The sequence below is a fragment of the Paenisporosarcina sp. OV554 genome (genome assembly GCF_003058165.1).
GTDB lineage: Bacteria > Bacillota > Bacilli > Bacillales_A > Planococcaceae > Paenisporosarcina.
This window is the reverse complement of record NZ_QBUC01000017.1, coordinates 46,899-67,443: the sequence shown is the minus strand read 5'-3', so window position 1 is coordinate 67,443 and position 20,545 is coordinate 46,899. Positions and strand designations below refer to the sequence as shown.

Annotated in this window: 19 protein-coding genes and 2 pseudogenes; 17 read left to right on the top strand and 4 right to left on the bottom strand. The window is 34.9% G+C overall.

The window, feature by feature from the left end:
- Positions 1–89: 89 nt before the first annotated feature.
- The 9 genes from C8K15_RS14150 to C8K15_RS14110 all read left to right on the top strand — a co-directional run bounded on the left by C8K15_RS14150 (position 90) and on the right by C8K15_RS14110 (position 9,484).
- Positions 90–770, top strand: coding sequence for a hypothetical protein (locus tag C8K15_RS14150; RefSeq protein WP_108587040.1), 681 nt, complete (start codon positions 90–92; stop codon positions 768–770).
- A 53-nt stretch (positions 771–823) separates the two neighbouring features.
- Positions 824–1,444, top strand: coding sequence for a hypothetical protein (locus tag C8K15_RS14145; protein WP_108587039.1), 621 nt, complete (start codon positions 824–826; stop codon positions 1,442–1,444).
- Between the two features lie 320 nt (positions 1,445–1,764).
- A complete protein-coding gene (locus C8K15_RS14140; RefSeq protein WP_108587038.1) occupies positions 1,765–2,304 on the top strand; it encodes a signal peptidase I in 540 nt (179 codons plus the stop codon).
- Positions 2,305–2,568: 264 nt separating this feature from the next.
- Complete coding sequence (locus tag C8K15_RS14135; RefSeq protein ID WP_108587037.1) at positions 2,569–2,913, top strand: metal-sensitive transcriptional regulator; 345 nt, start codon at positions 2,569–2,571, stop codon at positions 2,911–2,913.
- 704 nt (positions 2,914–3,617) lie between these two features.
- A complete protein-coding gene (locus C8K15_RS14130) occupies positions 3,618–5,258 on the top strand; it encodes a peptide ABC transporter substrate-binding protein (protein WP_108587036.1) in 1,641 nt (546 codons plus the stop codon).
- A 240-nt stretch (positions 5,259–5,498) separates the two neighbouring features.
- Complete coding sequence (locus C8K15_RS14125) at positions 5,499–6,428, top strand: ABC transporter permease (RefSeq protein WP_108587035.1); 930 nt, start codon at positions 5,499–5,501, stop codon at positions 6,426–6,428.
- 2 nt (positions 6,429–6,430) lie between these two features.
- Positions 6,431–7,351 carry an ABC transporter permease gene (locus C8K15_RS14120; RefSeq protein ID WP_108587034.1) on the top strand — a complete coding sequence of 307 codons (921 nt, stop codon included), beginning with the start codon at positions 6,431–6,433 and terminating at the stop codon, positions 7,349–7,351.
- 10 nt (positions 7,352–7,361) lie between these two features.
- The gene (locus tag C8K15_RS14115) at positions 7,362–8,372 is read left to right on the top strand and encodes an ABC transporter ATP-binding protein (protein WP_108587033.1); all 1,011 of its coding nucleotides are present in this window, start codon (positions 7,362–7,364) and stop codon (positions 8,370–8,372) included.
- Positions 8,373–8,425: 53 nt separating this feature from the next.
- Positions 8,426–9,484, top strand: a complete 1,059-nt coding sequence (locus C8K15_RS14110) for an ABC transporter ATP-binding protein (protein ID WP_108587032.1) — start codon at positions 8,426–8,428, stop codon at positions 9,482–9,484.
- Positions 9,485–9,768: 284 nt separating this feature from the next.
- On the opposite strand, the gene C8K15_RS21200 is transcribed toward C8K15_RS14110, so the two are convergent.
- Positions 9,769–9,903, bottom strand: a complete 135-nt coding sequence (locus C8K15_RS21200; RefSeq protein ID WP_255421120.1) for a hypothetical protein — start codon at positions 9,901–9,903, stop codon at positions 9,769–9,771.
- 277 nt (positions 9,904–10,180) lie between these two features.
- Between C8K15_RS21200 and C8K15_RS14105 the strand changes: the two are divergent.
- Both C8K15_RS14105 and C8K15_RS20885 read left to right on the top strand, forming a co-directional pair.
- Positions 10,181–10,450, top strand: a pseudogene (locus tag C8K15_RS14105) (stage II sporulation protein P); the annotation flags it as partial.
- Between the two features lie 16 nt (positions 10,451–10,466).
- Positions 10,467–10,595 (top strand): TlpA family protein disulfide reductase, encoded by a 129-nt coding sequence (locus tag C8K15_RS20885; RefSeq protein ID WP_233260502.1) that lies wholly within the window; start codon positions 10,467–10,469, stop codon positions 10,593–10,595.
- Between the two features lie 193 nt (positions 10,596–10,788).
- Here C8K15_RS20885 and C8K15_RS14095 read toward each other — a convergent pair whose 3' ends face one another.
- Both C8K15_RS14095 and spoIIP read right to left on the bottom strand, forming a co-directional pair.
- On the bottom strand, positions 10,789–11,652 hold the full coding sequence (locus C8K15_RS14095) for a C39 family peptidase (RefSeq protein ID WP_233260501.1): 864 nt from the start codon (positions 11,650–11,652) through the stop codon (positions 10,789–10,791).
- 420 nt (positions 11,653–12,072) lie between these two features.
- Positions 12,073–12,906, bottom strand: a complete 834-nt coding sequence (gene spoIIP / locus C8K15_RS14090; protein WP_108587029.1) for a stage II sporulation protein P — start codon at positions 12,904–12,906, stop codon at positions 12,073–12,075.
- 122 nt (positions 12,907–13,028) lie between these two features.
- On the opposite strand from spoIIP, the pseudogene C8K15_RS14085 reads away from it, so the two are divergent.
- Together C8K15_RS14085 and C8K15_RS14080 are read left to right on the top strand one after the other, a co-directional pair.
- A pseudogene (locus tag C8K15_RS14085) lies at positions 13,029–14,045 on the top strand (metal ABC transporter solute-binding protein, Zn/Mn family).
- Positions 14,046–14,449: 404 nt separating this feature from the next.
- The gene (locus tag C8K15_RS14080) at positions 14,450–15,088 is read left to right on the top strand and encodes a TraX family protein (RefSeq protein WP_108587028.1); all 639 of its coding nucleotides are present in this window, start codon (positions 14,450–14,452) and stop codon (positions 15,086–15,088) included.
- A 104-nt stretch (positions 15,089–15,192) separates the two neighbouring features.
- On the opposite strand, the gene asnB is transcribed toward C8K15_RS14080, so the two are convergent.
- Complete coding sequence (asnB, locus tag C8K15_RS14075; RefSeq protein WP_108587027.1) at positions 15,193–17,013, bottom strand: asparagine synthase (glutamine-hydrolyzing); 1,821 nt, start codon at positions 17,011–17,013, stop codon at positions 15,193–15,195.
- A 180-nt stretch (positions 17,014–17,193) separates the two neighbouring features.
- Here asnB and C8K15_RS14070 point away from each other — a divergent pair, with 180 nt between their 5' ends.
- From C8K15_RS14070 to C8K15_RS14055, 4 genes are all read left to right on the top strand, one after another.
- Positions 17,194–18,120 (top strand): cupredoxin domain-containing protein, encoded by a 927-nt coding sequence (locus C8K15_RS14070; protein WP_108587026.1) that lies wholly within the window; start codon positions 17,194–17,196, stop codon positions 18,118–18,120.
- Positions 18,121–18,217: 97 nt separating this feature from the next.
- Positions 18,218–18,553 (top strand): metal-sensing transcriptional repressor, encoded by a 336-nt coding sequence (locus C8K15_RS14065; protein ID WP_108587025.1) that lies wholly within the window; start codon positions 18,218–18,220, stop codon positions 18,551–18,553.
- 16 nt (positions 18,554–18,569) lie between these two features.
- Positions 18,570–18,779 carry a copper chaperone CopZ gene (copZ, locus tag C8K15_RS14060; protein ID WP_108587024.1) on the top strand — a complete coding sequence of 70 codons (210 nt, stop codon included), beginning with the start codon at positions 18,570–18,572 and terminating at the stop codon, positions 18,777–18,779.
- A 311-nt stretch (positions 18,780–19,090) separates the two neighbouring features.
- Positions 19,091–20,398 (top strand): MATE family efflux transporter, encoded by a 1,308-nt coding sequence (locus C8K15_RS14055; RefSeq protein ID WP_108587054.1) that lies wholly within the window; start codon positions 19,091–19,093, stop codon positions 20,396–20,398.
- Positions 20,399–20,545 lie beyond the last annotated feature (147 nt).

Genomic DNA, 20,545 nt, shown 5'->3' with positions numbered 1-20,545 from the left:
GGTATTTGCGCACAAGTAAGTTGTGTGCAAATAACTCTCTAATGGGACTGAAAATTAAAACTATAAAAAGGGTATGGGGGAATAAAAAAATGAAAAAGACAAAAAAAATGTTGTTGGGTACAGCACTTGCTGGTACTTTGGTTGTTGTATCAGCCGGATTTGGAACATATTCATGGTTTACTTCGGAAACAAATGCGCTAGGGGATATGAAAAGTGGTGTTTTAGCAATTAACGACGGAATTGATATCGATACTCCAATTTTTTCTGGTACGAAATTTACTCCTTCACAACTGCAATACGGTGAGTGGCTTTCACTTTCAAACACTGGTGATTTAGACACATATTTAAAAGCGACTTACAAACACTCTGTAGACAAGGCATCATTGGGTGCATATGAGGTTGGCTATATGGCTATGAAATACACAAAAACACCTGGCCAAGATGTATATGAAGATTCTAAAATAAAACTAGCAAACCTGTTAAAAGGAACAACAAATGAGCGCTCCTTATCCATTCCGAGCAATTCTGATGGGGTAGAGATAGTCGGGAATGTTGTGTCTCAAGAAGCAGTTGATTCTGGTGAAATTATATTCGGAAAAGGTGAAAAGGATTCATTTTGGCAGTTGGATGAAGGCCAATATATCGATATTATGATTGGTATTAAGCTTGATGAAAGTGCCGGTAATGAATACCAAGGAGCAACGTACAGCGCTGCATTTAACGTGATCGCCAAACAAACAGATGAGGGCGCAAAATACGAAAATAAATAAAAGATTTTCGTGTAAGAGGTTTTTAAAATCGATTGTATGAGGAGGATGGACTTATGGCAAGGGGAAAAAAAGGCCTCATGTTAATTAGTACCCTAATTATCGTTTACCTTTTATTCTTTGTCATGGGTCAATATGACACCTCGGCATGGTTTGTTAGTGAAACGAATGCACGTGGATATATGGAAAATGCGAAAACAGAGGACGTGCTTTTCAAAACCTCTGAAGTAATTTCTTATGAACCGGGTGGAATTGTGGCTATTAAAGTTGATATAACGAACATATCTGAAGTAGAAATTCCAATTCAACTCGAAGGCCATAAAGTGAATTTATTTCCCGAAGAGACTTTCTCTGAAGTATTTCATGAAAAGGTTGCTATGGGCGTAACGGAAATAAATTTTCAATTGACGGGATTTGCTAACTATATTAACGAGTTAATAACTATTCCGTTGGATCAAAAACTATTGCTGGAAACAACTTTAATTGAAAAAAAAGAGGATATCGATGTAAATGAATTGGGACCGGATGATGCGAAAGTAGAACCAGAAGAGACCGATGAAGTCGATAAGGTAACAGAGCCTGAAACTGAGCAAGAGCCAGAGATCGAAAATGAAGTTGAAGTTAAAGTTGAAGTTGAAGTTGAAGTTGAAGTAGAAAGCGAAAGCAATTCTTCATAAATGAAGGCTGTCCCTAAAAATTATGGATTTTTAGGGGCAGCCTTCATTCCTTAATATTCTTTATAATTATTTCTCTGGAGAGTAGCTAATTTAACAGTGAACTTTGTCAATCGTTTGGCAAACGGGAAAATGTATGAGGGTGCTATTGATTTTCATTATTTATTAAATACATATTATAGGATTCTTGCGTAGTGAAATGCTAAGACAGGTGAATAAATTGAAGGATCTATGTCGGTCTATTGGACTTGAATGGCGGAAATAAAAGCTTCACAATACATTATAAGATTATGCATAACTAACAGAAATGGAGTGAATAAGTGATGGTTGTCGTAAAGAAAGGATTGACCTTAGTTTTCAGTTTGTTCATTGCCATTATGATAATCCTAATTTTAATGTTTGTTTACCAATCTTTCAAAAAATCGAGTGAACCTACATCTTTTTTTGGTTATCAACCATTAACGGTGTTATCAAACAGTATGAATCCTTCCTTCGAGACAGGAGATATGTTGTTTGTAAATAAAGTAGACCCAATGGAAGTAAAAGTAGACGATGTTATTACCTTCAAGGAACTGGGCGGTGTGTTAATTACGCATAGAGTTATTGAAGTTATCAATAATAGTGGTGGAATTGGCTTTGTAACTAAGGGAGACAATAACAACGTTAAAGATGAAGAGGTGGTAAAAGGTGAAAACCTAATAGGAAAACAAGTTTTCAATATCCCAAATGCAGGGCATATTGCAAAAAAATTAAGAAGTCCTATGGGGTTGATATTATTTATACTTCTTCCTTTAGTTAGTTATATTTGTATAGAAGTTTATGACCGTAAAAAGGGTGCAAATCGAAGAGAAATAGCGAAGTAGGGATAAGATTAGAGAGAACGGCTCAAACTCAAATATTCCAAAGTAGGATGTTACGTTAAATGACTAAACTTTCACGACTATTTGGCACAAAGGTACAAGAAAATAAGACTCGAAAAGACTAACCATTCTCAATAAAATGAGGGCGATTAGTTTTTTTCGGTTTCGGCTATTTAGGTTCAAAATATTTTTTTAAAAAAACTAAACATCTACCATTTGCATACTATGTAGGGGTATATTATAATTTCGACTAGGGAGGGAAGACATGTGATTTATGAGATTGAAAATGATTCCTTGTACAAAAAAGACGACTGTTGTTCAACTTTAAGTGATAGAAAAAGCCATCACTCCGAAAAGGTTAAGAAAAACCTCGTTACTCGATTGAATAGAATAGAAGGACAAATTCGTGGGGTAAAAGGTATGATCGATAAAGATACGTATTGTGATGATGTTATTACTCAAATTTCTGCTAGTCAATCTGCTTTAAATAGTGTAGCCAAAATAATTTTAGAAGGACATTTAAAGGGTTGTGTTGTGGATAGACTTCAAGAAGGGGATTTGGAAGTTTTAGATGAAGTCCTTATAACCGTCCAAAAATTAATGAAAAAATAAGAAGATTACAGAATGGAATAAGTGACATTCCTGTTTGAGGGATTGTCTTGTTGGTATCGTGTGAAGGTAATAGAAGTATGAGAATATAATACACTGATATTACTTTGGATGATTTAATGAAACTATTGCTGACCACGACTATAATGTGAATGCGCAGATTACCTTTTGGCACGACTAAGTCTACATTAAAAATTAAAGGACAAATCATAGACTGTTGATTTGGAAATCATCATGAGCGTCGTTCATGGTTTATATCCCCAACTTATACAATGAAAAAAGACATCTTTTCCTTAAAAATGGAGGAAAGGATGTCTTTTTGATTTATCTTGACTTAAGTCAGTAGCCTCATTAATATCTATCTCTATTTTTCGGAAAATTTCACTAAGTATAGGTATAAGGGAAATCGACTCCTCTAATGTATTTATTTGCTGAAAATAAGAAATTATTCAAAAACTTCAATAAAACATTCCGAATATTTAAAAATATAAATATTTTTATTTTTCAAAATATTATTTACAAATATAAAAACACCCACTATTATAATTTTATATACTATGGGTAGGTATAGTATTGAGGGGGTATGATATCAAAAGAATTATACCTATACTGATAGTTTGTGGAACTACTTTTTTATTTTTCGAGATTTTTGTATTGTACTTGCATTAATTTGAAAACTAACTAAAACAGGGGGGTTATAAAAGAATATGAAAAGAAAAAATTCATTGTTCCTCACACTATTATTAGTTTGTGCACTTTTAGTATCTGCTTGTAGTACTACAGCCAATACAGAACCAAAAGAAAATGAAACAAACAATCAAAAAACAGAAAAGGAACAAACATTAATAGTAAACGCAAACACCGAGCCATCTAGTTTAGACCCAGTACTAATCGATAACCAAATGGCCGGAGACATGGCAAACCAATTATTTGAAGGGTTAGTTCGCTTAGACAAGGATGGAAATATAGAAGCTGGTGTAGCAGAAAAATGGTCTATGTCAGACGATGGATTGGTTTATACATTTTATTTAAATAAAAACGCAAAGTGGTCAAACGGGGATCAAGTAAAAGCAGAAGACTTCTATTTTTCATGGGAGAGAGCTCTTCGTCCTGAAACAGCTGCCCCATTGGGTAGTAATTTATTCTTCATAAAGAATGGAATGCAATACAATAGTGGTGAAATTAAAGATTCCGCACAATTAGGGATGAAGGTTATTGATGAAAATACATTTGAAGTAACACTTGAAAAACCAACGTCCTTCTTCCTTGGTTTAACGGCTTTTTTCACCCTACTTCCAATTAACAAAGAAGTAGCTGAATCAAAGCCTGACTGGGCATCGGAAGGAGAATCATTTGTTTCAAATGGTCCGTTTAAAATTCAAAACTGGAAACACGGTCAAGAAGTAATTATGGAGCCTAATGAACACTATTGGGCAAAAGACGTGGTTAAGCTTAAACAATTAAAATGGGTAATGGTAAATGAACAAAATACAGATTATGGTATGTATCAATCCAATCAACTCAATGTATCTACTAACCTACCAAACAGTGTACGGAGTAAATTAATCGAAAGTGGGGAAGCATTAACCGCACCAGCCGCGCGAGTAGTTTACCTTCGTTATAATCATAAAAATGAAATTTTAGAAAATGTCAAAATTCGAAAAGCTCTAGGACTAGCCTTAAATAGGCAACTTATTGTTGATAAGGTAACGCAAGGAGGGGAAATTCCAGCATTAGCGTTCATACCGCCGGGACTTGGAAGTGGTGTTGGTGAGTTTAGGCAATTAGCAGGAGAAGCTTTATACAAGGATAATGACATAGACACCGCTAAGAAACTTTTAGTGGAGGGATTGAAAGAGTTAGGCTTATCTAGCCTACCGAAAATTAACTTTTTATTCCAAACAAATGACACATATAATAAACTTTCCCAAGCCATGCAAGAAATGTGGAAACAAAATCTAGGAATAGAAGTTGAATTACAAACGTTAGAAGGAAAGGTTTTTGTTCAAACTGTACAATCGGGAGAATATGAATTAGCTATTTATGGTACGGGTGCTGATTATGACGATGCTAGTAACCTAATGGGTCAATACGTGACTGGAGATGTTTACAACTATAGCAATATTTCGATTCCGGAGTACGATGATCTAGTTTCTAAAGCAGATGCTGAAGTGGATTTGGAAGAACGAGCAAAATATATGGTCGATGCTGAGAAAGTTCTTATTGATGAAATGGCAATTGCGCCTTTATATTATGGCACACAAGTTTATCTTCAAAAAGAAAACGTAAAGGGTATTTATCGCTATGTAATACAAGCAGTGGACTACCGTGAAGCATACGTAGAATAGTAAGATTTTTTATTAGTAAACCATTAAAGTATTTTTCACCCGACTAATCTAGGTTTTACAAGGTAGTAGTATAAGGTATTGTTCATTTTTAGTGACTTGTAAAAATGAGAAACATTTATAGAAACAAGAGAATACATCCTTACTTTGGTTGATGGTTATTGTTTAATACCAAATTAGGATGTTTTCTTATATATCTATTTAGAATTAATCATTAAGGATTTTAGGTAAAGGAGGAGTTCCGTGCTTCAGTTTATGTTTCGACGATTAATAGGGGCTGTAATAACACTCTTTTTTATTATTACTCTTACCTTTGTGCTCATGAGTGCTATCCCTGGAGATCCGTTTACGAGTGATGCTAGAGTTCCTGAACAAGTGTTAGATAATTTACGAGATCATTATGGGTTGAATGACCCAATTATGGTTCAATATTTTAAATACTTAAAGGGTGCTTTATTTCTGGATTTTGGTCCATCTATAAAATGGGATAATCAAACGGTTAATGAATTGATTGCAACAGGCTTTCCAGTTTCAGCAATTTTAGGAATCCAAGCATTAGCGATTGCTATATTTTTTGGAATCTTGTTAGGTATTATTGCTGCTTTTAATCACAATAAATCATTTGATTATATGGCGATGATAATAGCTATTCTCGGTCTATCTGTTCCAAGTTTTATCTTTGCTACAATTCTCATTAATTTTTTTGCGATCAAGCTTCAGTGGTTTCCTGTAGCAACTTGGGGGACATGGCAACACTCTATATTACCTAGTATTGCTTTAGCTGTTGCACCGATGGCGTATATTGCTAGATTAACTCGATCCAGTATCCTAGAAGTGCTTTCGATGGATTATATCCAAACCGCACTTGCCAAAGGAGTAACGGGATATCGATTTATTATTGTACACGTCTTACGAAATGCCTTAATTCCTGTTGTAACAATTTTAGGTCCTATTACAGCTACTATCTTAACTGGTAGTTTTGTAATAGAACAAATTTTCGGTATACCAGGTCTAGGGAAATACTTTGTTGAAGGAATTTCAGATAGAGACTATCCACTTATATTAGGAACTTCTTTTTTTTATAGTGCAATATTAGTATTTTTTGTCATATTAGTTGATATAGCTTATGGAGTAATAGATCCAAGAATCAAATTGATTAAGGGGAGGGATTAGTCTTGCAATCTGTACCCGATCATTTATTTTCAAAAAAACAAAGTGGTTTAAATAATCAAAAGCTTAGCCTGAAGAAAAGTAGATCGTTTTGGAAAGATGCTTTTTATAGATTAAGAGAAAATAAGTTAGCGATGACGGGTTTTGGCATTATTATCGGATTAATCATTATGTCAATTATTGGTCCCTTTATTGTTCCTTATTCTTATTCAGAACAAAGCTTACTAGATTCGAATCTTCCACCTTCATTAAATCATTGGTTTGGTACAGATGATTTAGGGAGAGATTTATTTTCTAGGACATGGGTTGGTGCTAGAATCTCACTTTTCATTGGAATAACAGCAGTTGTAATTGATGTAATTGTTGGTGTTCTTTGGGGTGGAATTGCTGCGTACAAGGGCGGAAAGACAGATGAAATAATGATGCGAATCGTAGATATCCTATATGGTTTACCACATCTATTAATTACAATTCTATTAATGGTGGTATTGGAACCAGGTTTACTTACAATCATTATTGCAATGGCCGCAACAGGATGGGTAGGCATGGCGCGACTTGTAAGAGGAGAAATTCTAAGATTAAAAGAATCAGAGTTTGTATTAGCTACAAAAGTCATGGGGGGAGGCCTTTTTAGAATATTATTTAAGCAACTGATACCCAACGCTATGGGACCAATTATCATTAGTATCACACTTTCTGTTCCAGGTGCGATTTTCGCAGAAGCTACACTCAGCTTTTTAGGGTTAGGTGTACCTGTGCCTCTAGCTAGTTGGGGAACAATGACTTCCGAAGGTCTAGTTACATTATTAACCGGTGAAATATGGAGACTCTTTTTCCCAGCATTCTTTATATCTTTAACTATGTTTGCATTTAACGTTTTAGGTGACGGACTTCGTGATGCATTAGATCCAAAATTGAAAAGGTAGGGGGATAATGATGGAGCTACTTTTAGATGTTAATAATTTATCAATTACCTTTAAATCTAAGGAAAAAACAGTTCATGCAGTAAGAAATGTTTCTTTCCATGTGAATAAAGGGGAGGTATTAGCAATTGTCGGAGAGTCTGGATGTGGAAAGTCTGTAACTGCAAAAAGCATCATGAGGCTATTACCAGAAAAAACAGGCCGTATAATGGATGGTTCGATTATGTTTGATGGAAAAGAAATTACAACAATGAATAAAAAAGAATTAGTAAAGTACAGAGGCGACCGAATTGGAATGGTATTCCAAGACCCAATGAGCTCTCTTAATCCAACCATGACAGTGGGAGATCAGATTGCTGAAGGCTTGATGATTCATAAAGGTTACAAAAAGAAGAAGGCTAGAGAAAAAGCAATAGAATTAATTCGACAAGTACGTATCGCAAACCCCGTTCATTGCTGTACGAAATATCCCCATCAATTAAGTGGTGGAATGAGGCAACGGATCGTTATTGCCATGGCACTAATTTGTGAACCAGATTTATTAATTGCTGATGAACCTACTACAGCCCTAGATGTCACTATTCAAGCGGAGATTTTAAATCTTTTAAAAGAATTGCAAGAAAAAATGGGTATGGCAATCATTATCATAACTCATGATTTAGGGGTTGTAGCCAAGTTTTCTGACCGAGTAAATGTTATGTACGCTGGTGAGATTGTCGAAAGGGGGACTCTAAGAGAGATTTTCTACCATCCGCAGCATCCTTACACACTTGGATTGTTAAAATCGATACCAAAACTAGACCATGACTTTTGTGAAAAACTAGCAGTAATTGAAGGAAGCCCTCCAGATTTAAGCATTTTACCAAAGGGATGTGCATTTTCAGAGCGGTGCTCACATGCAATGGACGTTTGTGATCAGTATCATCCGGAGCAATTTGATCAATCATCAACTCATCAAGTTAGCTGTTGGTTAACAGATTCAAGGGCATCACGGGCACCACGAGTATACTCTATTACTCATTAGTTCGGAAAGAAGGATACATCTCTTATTCGTATTCTAGAAAGGGGCGGTGAATAATGAATAAACTGTTAGAAGTTAAAAATTTAAAGAAATACTATAAAGTAGGGAAAAACCAAGTCCTAAAAGCAGTGGACAATGTCTCTTTTACGATTTATCAAGGAGAAACGTTAGGCTTAGTTGGAGAGTCTGGATGTGGCAAATCAACTACTGGAAGAACGATTATCCGACTTTCCGAAGCAACAGAAGGTGAAGTTATCTATCAAGGGAAAAACGTACATAAGTTAAATCGGAAGGAATCGAAAGCCATTAGTAAAAAAATGCAAATGGTATTTCAAGATCCGTATGCTTCGTTAAATCCTAGAATGATAGTTAGAGATATTATTGCAGAGGGTCTTGATATACATGGGATGTACAAAGGGAAAGAACGTAATGAAAAAGTGTATGACTTGTTAGAGACTGTTGGTTTAAATCCAATGCATGCCAATTACTATGCTCATGAATTCAGCGGAGGACAACGACAAAGGATTGGTATTGCACGTGCACTTTCGTTACAACCAGAATTTATTATTGCTGACGAGCCAATATCAGCTTTGGATGTTTCTGTCCAAGCACAAATAGTAAATTTAATGATGGATCTTCAAAAAAAGCAAAATTTAACCTATTTATTTATCTCTCATGACCTGTCAATGGTGAGACTAATTAGTGACCGGATTGGAGTTATGTATTTAGGGAATATGATGGAATTAACAACTAGTGAGAAATTGTATTCTAAACCCCTACATCCTTATACTATGGCTCTACTTGATGCAATTCCTGTTCCAGATCCAGACATTGAAAGCCAAAAAGAAAAAATACAATTATATGGAGAAATACCTAGTCCGACCAATCCACCACCTGGTTGCGTTTTTCAAACAAGGTGTCTATATGCAAAACCAGATTGTTTTTTAGAAAAGCCAATACTAAAAGAAATTGAACCACAGCATTTCGTAGCATGTCACCTATATTCAAAAACAGCATTGAGACAGCGGAAAGAAAAGGGAGAACAATTTTATAAGTTTATAGATCGTTATGGCAAGAAAGAGATTAACGAGCATATTGTTTCTTGGGAAAACTAAAAACAAGTGTTTTCATGTAATTGCTTGATTGAATTTCATAATTCTGTGGCCAGGATAATCATCTTATTGCATTCATGAAACGGTTCTTAGAAATGGGAGATTCAATTTTATAGGAGGAAATAATAGGTTTTGATGGTTCAGTTTTTTACAACTCGTCGATATCGGAATTGTGGATTGTATAGTGTTAAGAAAAAAGAAAAAGAGTCCAATTCATATGTTAATTAGACTCTCTTTTTGTGTATATATTTTTCAAAAGAAACTTTAAGACCTTTCTCTTTTCCAATCTAGATAACACTTAACCAAAGATCTAAACTTTCACTTATAGAATCACTGACTAATTGAATAAACGATTCATCATCGCCAGTCGAATGTGCGTGATCCAGAGCATCGTAATATAGTGCACGATTCTTGGCTTGCAAGCTTCAAGAAAATTGATTCAACTTCTGGAAAATCCGTTATGAACCGATAAAGTATATGATTACATCAATTAGTCAAACGCTTTTTTTGTTCCAAAACTCAATAAAAAACTAATGTATCTAAAAAACTCGTCCATATGAATCTTGGACGAGTTTTTTCTAGTTTGCTTGATTGTCAAAGAAGTTAACGACGCCATTGTAGATACCCAGAACATATGAGAGGCTTTTCGTCGAAATACTCCTTGAAGTAGCGTAGGAGAAAACGGAACCGGCCAGTTCTTATAATGTATCGGGAGAGTTAGTAAGTTCTGCACGTGATGAAAACAGCAAATTAGAAATTTTTTTAGATATACATCGCGACTCTTTGAGAAAAAATTCTACTACCATAGAAATAAATGAAGAAGATTATGCTCGTCTGTTATTTGTAGTTGGAACTGGCCATGAAGACTTTGAAAGGAATCTTTCGTTCGCAGAAGGGCTAGATCGAGAGCTTTCTAAACAATTTCCTGGTTTGTCAAAAGGAATACTTCCCATTTCCAATTCTGTTTGATAACAATGGGGAAGTAATGGACGCTTATCAGATACTAACGTTACCAACAACGTATATACTAAATACAGATGGAACAATTGCTCATAAGATCATAGGTCCACTAAAAGAGACACGGTTGGAGGAACTTGTTAATAATCTTGAATAAGAAATCTTTATGGCAATATTTAAAGCAAAGTAAGCTTGATTATTTATGGAAAACAGTTATCTTGAAACGACAAAGACCACCTTTAAAAGGTGGTCTTTGATTCATTTTCAGGATTAGATGTCTGAAGCGCTTTGAGTTAGACATATAGGATAAGGGGGCAGAATAAAATGACTGAACAGCCTCTTACCATCGGTTATTTTTTGACAATAACGGCTTGACTCCCAAGTGCTTCATAACTATCAAAGAATACATCTTCCGAATGACTTACACGACCTTTGAGTGGGTTCATAATATGAACTTTTCCATCTTCCCAGCCATCTAAGACAACTGCATGTAGGTTCGTAAAAGAAGAATGAAATTCATTCGTTCCTTCAATATACCATCCACCACGCTTAATTGGGGGCGACAAATCAAGTGTGACCCACATAACCACAGGTATATTTTGATCAATATAAGATAGAATCTCTTCTCGTGTACTTCCACTCACATTTTCTGCATATAAATCCTTTTTGTTTGCAGCAATTACATCTTCTGCAGCTTTCACAATTGGATTGGCAAAGACGTACCATCCACCATTTAAGTCACGAGGATTACCAGCGAAAGCTATATGTGGGTTAGGGCCGAATCTTTTGCCATCTTGAGTGCTAAAAGCTACTTTGGGCAAATATCTATCAGCCATTATAGTTTTAGAAACGTCTATTCCATACGAATTTAGAATAGCTGTTAAAGAGGTTATTTCGCATCCATTAGGCAGTTCAGGATACTGCATAACAACTGGTACATCAATGTAATTTACCTTACGCTCTATGTATGTCTCGACTCCGAAAAAAGTATCTGTTGACTCGTGTATGTATGATTTTTCTTCTTTATTTTCAATTGATTGCCCACTGTCATCTATATATGCTGTTTTAATAATGTATTCTTTGCCAGGTATCAATCCATCTATCTTCGTTTCACCTGAATTATTAAATTTTGCTGAAGTAACTAGATCACCAGTCTGGCTATCTAAAATGTAGATTTTATAATTAGGTATGGGTTGTCCATTTCTGCTATTCACTAACAAAAAGTTTCTTGATGTCTTCAATGTCTCATTCTGGTTACCCAAAAGCTTATCTGACTCAAAATCTATATCCTCTGAATTAAGCGTGCTGGATCCAACGATTAAAAGTGGAATTGAAATTAAATATAATAAACTTAGAGATTTAGTGGGAAATTTCAAAATATATCGTTCACCTCCATGTAAACTTATAACTCAACTGTTGTTCGTTCCTTGTAAAATCCACACTATTATTTCCCAACTTTTTAACTTCTAACAAAAAAGCCAACCATTTTTAGTGATAAATAAATTGAGTATCACATATATAAGTGAAAAGTACAACGACCTATCTATGAATATAGATAGGTCGTTGTACTTTTTGTGCTGTCTTTACTTGCATCATCTATTTCTCTCATTGCTAAAATCGGGTGTCAGGAATACTCAAATTGAAGACAATGATGTTTGATTATATAAGATTATTGAAATGGCTTTTGCTAAAACTGAAATAGTACGATTGATTTCTTCTTGTGAATTTTCAATCCCTCCAAGTTCAATTAGTACCATGTTCTTAGCCAAATCTTGATTATATATACCGTCCACATTGTCCCCTTTCTTCCCGATTACTCCTCGAGAAATCCCAGGAACCATTTCATTTAATTGAACTGACAAATTCTCAGCAAGGGATTTATTTAATTTGAAATTTGGATGATCTTCCCCTACTACAAAATAGAGTTTTCCGTAAGACTGATTATTGCGAGTAATTGTAGTGGTATTTCTGGTTGCTGAATCTCTGTGTAAATCAATGATTAAATCATATTCCTTTCCTTTAACTTGGGCTGCAAGAAAAGGACGTACGACATCATATGCTTCAGAAAAAGTACGATTTGTCTTTTTCATTTCGTCCATAGTATCGATAGCCAGGAATTCTGTTTGTATGAAGTTTAAGGCAAAATGATTTTTTATAGTATCTTCAAATCCCATGATATTCGAGGTTGGAGAGTAAACTGCCGTTTGACCAGTTGCGCTTTTTACGATAGGCACGAAAGCTTCATGAGAGTGTGTAAATAGCAATAAAGCATTTTTATATTCGGTTTGTTCAATCATACTGGGTACTTCATTTTGGAGAGATGCAGTAACCATGACTTGATTCTCTTCAGGTTCTGGTTGTTCTGCAATTACTATTTTTTGAGGTGTAGAGGAAAAAGCATCCAGGATCATTGGGGACAAAAATAACAATAAAATTATTCCGAAAAACAGCTGCGCATCTTTTCGCATTTTAATTCCCCCTCAAACAACCGTATGTGTGTGTGTGGAGCAATAGAATTGAATCGGATATTAAAACAAAGGAGCGTTTTATGGGATTAAATTATTCATTTATTAAAACATTATAAATCGTAATGATTACCATTATACTTATGAAGTGTTTTTTTAAACAAATTAAAAGGAGAATAAAAATGAAGAGAACTATGATTATTACCGTTTCTGGTATATTACTGTTATTTTTGAGCGCTTGGGGTCAAGAAGGAGTCACAAAAAATGAAAACGACAGCAAAGATAAGCTCAAAATTTATACAACCATCTATCCTTTTCAGTATTTCACGGAAAGAATAGGCGGAGAACATATCTCAACCGAAAACATCGTTCCCCCTGGATCGGATGCACATTCAATTGAAATGACTACTAAAGAGATGGTGAACTTAGCAGAGGGAGACGCATTCATTCATTCATTCAGGAACAGGCCTTGAGGGTTTTGTGGATGCGTAACTGAAGCTATCATTAAGGAAGATATCAAAATTATAAATGCAACTAAGGGTATTGATCTAATCAGTGCAAAAGAAGAAGCACATGCTGAGGAAGAGGAAGAGGGCCATGATGAACAGGGAAGCGAGATGAATGTAGATCCCCATGTTTGGTTAGATCCTATTCGTTCAGTAACTGTGGCGGAAAACATCAAAAATGTACTAGTAGAACTTGATCCAGATAATAAAGAGGAATTCGAAAAGAACTTCAATAACTTAAAAAATGATTTGGAGGAATTGGATACTGAATTCAACAACATGGTGAACGGTTCCAAGAATAACACCTTCATTGTCTCCCATTCAGCATATGGATATTGGGAAGGTGTATATGGACTTAATAAAATTGGCATCAGTGGGCTTTATCCAACGGATGAACCGTCACATAAAGAATTAATAGAAACCATTAGTTTAGTGAAGGAAAACAATCTGCAATACATCTATTTTGAACCTAACTTGACAAACAAAGTGGCAAAAGCTGTGAAAAATGAAACAGGCGCCGAGACTTTAACATTACAAAACTTAGAATCGATTTCGAAAAAGGATCAGGATTCAAATGAAGATTACTTCTCCATCATGAGAAAAAATATTGAATCACTTAAACAAGAACTCAACTAAGATTAGCCATAAACAAATCGAGTCAAGAAATTTATTGAATGAACGTAAACAGCCTATCAGTATTTTGATAGGCTGTTTTAAATGTTGATTTTTGTCGTTACTATGAAACCATCAACTTTTTTCTGTGTTTTACTTGCTAACCCTTCTCTTGGATTAAGCGTCGGAAGAGGTAGCAATACCTCTGAGATAAAAAGATGGCCCGAATAAGGATATCCAGACCTAAATAAGAAAAGAACGTGAGGGTATTTTATATTTTTGAATTATTTAATTCTGCATAAATTCTCCATATTTTCAACATATCTTATATTAAATCAATAAAAAAAGGGAAGTTGGGGAATTTCAGTTTGGGCAACAACTGAGGAAATATGTCAATAAAGAAGCAATAAATAGGAAGGGGAGTTAGATTGTTAGAATGGATTGCTATGTTAACAATGTTAATTGATCATCTAGGCTATGCTTTTTTTTCGGATTATCCAATATTACGTGTGATAGGAAGAATTTCTTTCCCATTGTATTGTTACTTTATTGTTATTGGAATCAAAAGAACCAGTAATAGAAAAAGATACATTAAGCGATTGTTCTTTATTGCCGTACTTTCACAAGTTCCATACAATCTTGTGTTTCAAGAAATACAATTAAATGTAGTATTTGTGCTTTTTTTTGGAGCAGTTTGCATTGTGATTTATGAAGAATTTCAAGGTTTGTTAAAATGGATCCTATTGATCAGCGTAAGTTCAACAATTTTGTTTTATTCGGATTACATGAGCTATGGTATTTATGGAATATTGCTATGTTTTCTCTATTACTTTTTAAAAGAAAAACCGATTACCTTAATTGTCAGCCATGTGTTAATTAACATTTTTTATAATTATATTGAAACGGGATTGTTTGTAAGCGGACAAATGTTAAGCCTAATCGGGACATTCATCATTATGTACAGTCATAAACTACCGGAAATATCAGTACCTCGAAATTTTTATAAAGCCTTTTATCCAGTTCATTTATTGGTGATTGGAATAGTTTTGTTTCTATTTTATACATAAAGAAATTTATTGTTAATTTCCATCTTTGTTATTTAGTTATTCATTGAAGCTTAGAAACAGGTTACTTTCTTAAAGAACCTGTTTCCATCACATCAAAGAACCTTTTAATTGAAGTACTTCTTGTACCAAATCAAGAACATGAATATTGTCCAAATTTTTCGTGCGTTATTTTTTTTGCCTTCATAATGACTATTTAACAAAGTCATGATTTCTTGCTGATCGAAGAATTGTGCAGCTTGTGGGCTTTCAAAATGAGATTTAATTTTCATATAGTACTTTTCTTCTCGAATCCAGTGACGAATAGGTACTGGGAATCCGATTTTTTTCCGGTTTGCTGATTCTTTAGGAAGTGCTCGTCCTGCAGCTAAACGAAATGCAAATTTCGTATCAAGGTCATTTACCCGATATTTCACAGGTACTTTGGCAGCCGTTTTCATTACTTCACGGTCTAAGAAAGGAACTCGTAACTCTATTGAATGTGCCATACTCATCTTATCTGCTTTCAATAAAATGTCATCTACTAACCAAAGATGTAGGTCTAAATGTTGCATTTTCGTAACATCATCTTCTCGTTTAACTTGGTCATAGTACGGCTTCACGATTTCTTTAACTGTAGGAGCATTATTATACCCATTTGTTAAGATGCCTTGTGCTTCTTTTTCTTCGAATATTTTTGCTTGACCAATAAACCACTCTTCTGCAGAAAGTCCACCTTTTATTAAGAAGTTTTTGCCTCTAACTTCAGGAAGTCTTTTCGCAATTACACCCAAAGATTTACGAATTAACGTTGGAAGTTTTTTGTACTTTTTCATAGTATTTGTCGTGTCATACTCAGCATAGCCACCAAATAATTCATCGGCACCTTCTCCCGAAAGTACTACTGTCACATCACGTTTTGCAAGTTCTGCTAAAAAATATAATGGAACGATTGAAGGATTTGAATGGGGCTCATCCATCATATATTGAATATCTTCTAATTTATCAAAACAAAGGTCTGGACTTAAGATTTCATTTACGTTTTCGATACCAAGTTCATCGGATAATGCCTTCGCATTGTCAATCTCAGAAAAGTTTTTATCACTGAAACCAACTGTGAAGGTTTTATTCGGTTTTAACACGGAAGCTACATAGCTCGAATCCACGCCACTTGATAAAAAGGAGCCAACTTTCACATCACTTATTCGATGGAACTCCACAGACTCTCTTACAACTTGATCAATTTCATCAACAATCTCTTCGAGGGGTTGTTTTGTTGGATTGAACTTGGGTGACCAGTAGCGTTGGATATTAATTTGTCCATTTTTGTATGTCATAAAATGTGCTGCTGGTAATTTAAAAACACCTTTAAAAAATGTTTCGTTTAATACTGGATACTGGAAGGTTAAATACGGCTTTAATGCCTTTTCATTTAGTTCCTTATTAAAATGAGGGTGCGGAAGGAAGCTCTTTATTTCAGAACCGAATAAGAGAGTTCCATTCATTTGTGCATAATAAAAAGGTTTAATGCCGAACATATCACGGGCAGCAAACATTTTTTCATTTTTGCGGTCCCAGATGACAAAAGCAAACATTCCACGGATCTTCTCTACCAACTTTTCACCAAATTCTTCATATCCATGGATGAGGACTTCACTATCCGTATGTGTCACAAAAAGGTGGCCATTAGCAATGAGTTCCTCTCGTAGTTGCATAAAATTGTAAATTTCACCGTTAAAGATTAATACGAAGGATTCATCTTCGTTATAAAGTGGCTGACTGCCTGACTCTAAATCAATAATACTTAAACGTCGAAAGCCAAGGGCTGCTTTATTTTCTGTAAACATGCCTGATGAATCAGGTCCGCGATGAATAATTTGGTTCATCATTGTTTCTAAAACTGCTGATGAGTTTTTTGTCTCACCTATAAACCCAGTAAATCCACACATAAGTCTTAACTCCGTTCAATTCTTTAAATTTTCCACCTTCAAATTGTAAACGTTTATTATGCAGAAACTATGCAGAAATAATGATATTGGAGATAAAGTTAAAAATACATTTTTTTTCTTCATTAGGAAGCATCATTTAGATTATTTATACATAGCTTGTACCCAAAGGGGGTATTAAAATTGAGTGACTTTCATTTATATGTTTTACTCTTAATAATTGTTATAACTCTTATATCCATGGTATTAGGTCTAAAAAGGAAGAAACATTTCCCGCATATGACGGGTATGATCATTTCCATGTTCTTAGGGATGAATGTTGGCTTAACTGCTGGGGTTACGTTTGGAATTGTATACCAAGGCGATTTATTTCTTTCTACTATTTTAGGAATGGCTTTCGGTACAATAGCAGGTTCACTATGCGGAATATGCTTTGGTTTACTCTCATTCCTTGAAGGGTTAATGTCTGGCTTGATGGGGGGTATGATGGGGGCGATGCTAGGAGAAATGATTGCGGTTGAACAAGCAAATGTGTTCATCAAGATTTTTTTACTCCTCTCGATTTGTACAATTCTATTATTGATTATCTTAACTACTCCAAACAAGGACACTATAAAGAATAGGGGCTGGTTCTTAAAGCCAATCTCAACATCGTTTTTGATATGTACGGTTTTATTTTTAGGGAATTCATTAAACATGGAGAAGGAAGTTTCAAAATCCCTCTCTAGTGACGACGAACAAGATACACATAATACTTCCGAAACACAAAACAAAACACAAAACAAAACACAAAACATTGTAATTGAAACGTCTGAAATGAGGTACTCCCCACAGGAAGTTGTTGTGGAAAAAAATATGCCCATTACATTTGAATTGAAAAATTCGGATCAGATAGAACATGATATAGAAATTAAAGACGTGTCATTTAATATGGTGAGTGAATCTAAACATCAACATGGGATTGAGGAGAATGTGCTTCATTTGCATGCAGAACCCCAAAAAACAAGTGAAATGACGTTTTCTATCAATGAAGGTGGAACATATGAATTTTATTGTACAATTCCTGGTCATAAAGAAGGAGGCATGATTGGACAGCTGATAGTCAAATGAAGTTTATAGAAAACAAGAGATTTTTATTTATCAATCACTTTACATACCCCGTGTAGGTACGTTATGATGAATGTAATTAAGAATGGAGGCTGATTTGATGAGTAATATAGTGGAAGAGACGACATTGAATCCTGGGTTTTCTGATTTATCATGTAGAAAAAGTCATCATCCTGAATCAGTAAAAACAGATTTAGTTCATCGTTTAAACCGTATTGAAGGTCAAATTCGAGGCATTAAAGGTATGGTGGATAAGAATATATATTGTGACGATATCATTACCCAGCTTTCTGCGACGCAGTCAGCTTTAAATAGTGTTGCTAAAGTCCTTTTACAAGGACATCTTAAGGGCTGTGTAGTTGACCGATTAGCTGAAGGTGATAAAGAAGTACTCGATGAATTATTAGTTACGATTCAAAAATTAATGAGAAAATAAGAGGAGGAACTTATTAATGACTAATCAAGTTACTTTACAAGTACAAGGAATGTCATGTGGACATTGTGTAAAATCAATTGAAAATAGCGTAGGTGCAATTGAAGGTGTGGAGAAAGTTAATGTACAATTAAACGACGGTACAGTAGATGTGGAATTTAATAACAAGGTTGATGTTCAAAAAATTACGGATACGATTGAAGATCAAGGATACACTGTCGGGGCTTAATAAGAAAATTACTGCGGAAATCGCAGTAATTTTTTAAATATAACATACCCCTAATGGGTATAAAATTGAAATGATTGAAAATTCAAGTGATTTAACAAACACAAAATTTATTTTTTAGCTAAAACTCCCTCTTAAGGCTTATTCTGTGTACGAAAATCCTTAATAATAGTGAATAATTCTTTAATATCACATTGAAAATGCACTTCCATTTTCTTTAAAAGGACGTGATATTTTTGTTTGAAGATAAATATCTAAACAAATCAAACTTAAAAGTTCAGGTGTCGACTATATTAGTATTAGCTGTCCCTGCCATGATTGAAAATATATTACAAACAATTGTTGGATTCGTAGATATACTTTTTGTAGCTAAACTAGGGTTAGTAGAAGTAACAGCTGTTGGAATAGCGAATGCGGTCCTAGCTATTTACATGGCTATTTTTATGGCTGTCGGTGTGGGTGCTTCCTCATTAATTGCTCGAAGTATAGGCGCCGGTGATGTTGATAAAGCCAAAGCGATAGCCAAACAATCTACGATTCTCGCCATAATTGTAGGGATCATTTTTGGGATAATTACATTGTTTTTTTCTGATTCTTTACTTCGTTTTATGGGTGCTGAATCGAAAGTGGTTGCTCTAGGGGCAACTTATTTACGAATTGTCGGTATACCATCTGTTTTTATTGCTTTGATGCTTATCTTTGGTAGTTTATTACGAGCATACGGCGATACTAAAACGCCCATGTATGTAAGTTGGTGGATGAATATTTTACATATCGGACTTGACTATGTCCTGATTTTCGGGTTAGGTAGCTGGGTTGGATGGGGAGTTGCAGGTGCTGCCTGGGCGACTGTCGTCGTAAGAATACTAGGTGCTTTGGTACTTTATTATTACATTCGAAAATCCAGTATCTCGTTTTCCCTATTTGACTCAATTAATTCAAGTTCCTTAGTTACTTCGTTAATTAAAATCTCTACACCTGCTGCGATAGAGCGACTAATCATGCGTTTTGGACAGGTTCTGTACTTTGGCCTAATCGTCTATATTGGTACGGAAACTTTTGCTGCTCATACGATTGCCGGTAATATCGAGACTTTCTCATATATGCCTGGATATGGTTTAGCAATTGCTGCCACAACATTAGTGGGACAGCAAATTGGAGCCGGTAAATATAAAGAAGCCTATCAATATGGAATAATTACAACCGGAATTGCGATTGTATTTATGAGTATAGTTGGGATATTCATGTTTTTCTGTGCTCCTTGGATGGCTAGTTGGTTTACATCTGATAATGAAGCGATACAAATGGTTATCACTGCTTTACGTATTGATGCTTTCGCACAACCTGCATTAGCAGTTGGACTTGTATTAACAGGGGCACTTCAAGGGGCAGGTGATACAAAAAGTCCATTGTATAGTACAGCAATTGGTATGTGGCTAATCAGAATCATAGGTGTTTATATTATGGGAGTTTATTTGGGAATGGGGATTGCTGGAATATGGCTCGCTATTGCTCTAGATTTATTAATTCGAGCTATTTTCTTGACTTGGAGGTATCGCTCACTCTTTCTGTGTCTGATGAAAGAGGAGAAACAAGTACCAGAACGTTTATTAAAAAATTAATTTAAAGTACATGGAGACTAGATTTGACGGTAAAACAAAAAACTTAATCGTAACGTTTCACCATAGATAAACCTTCCTATTGATGACTTTTAGTAGTTAATATACAGGCTATTTATGGTTTTTTTGTTTAACCTTAGATTGATTCAA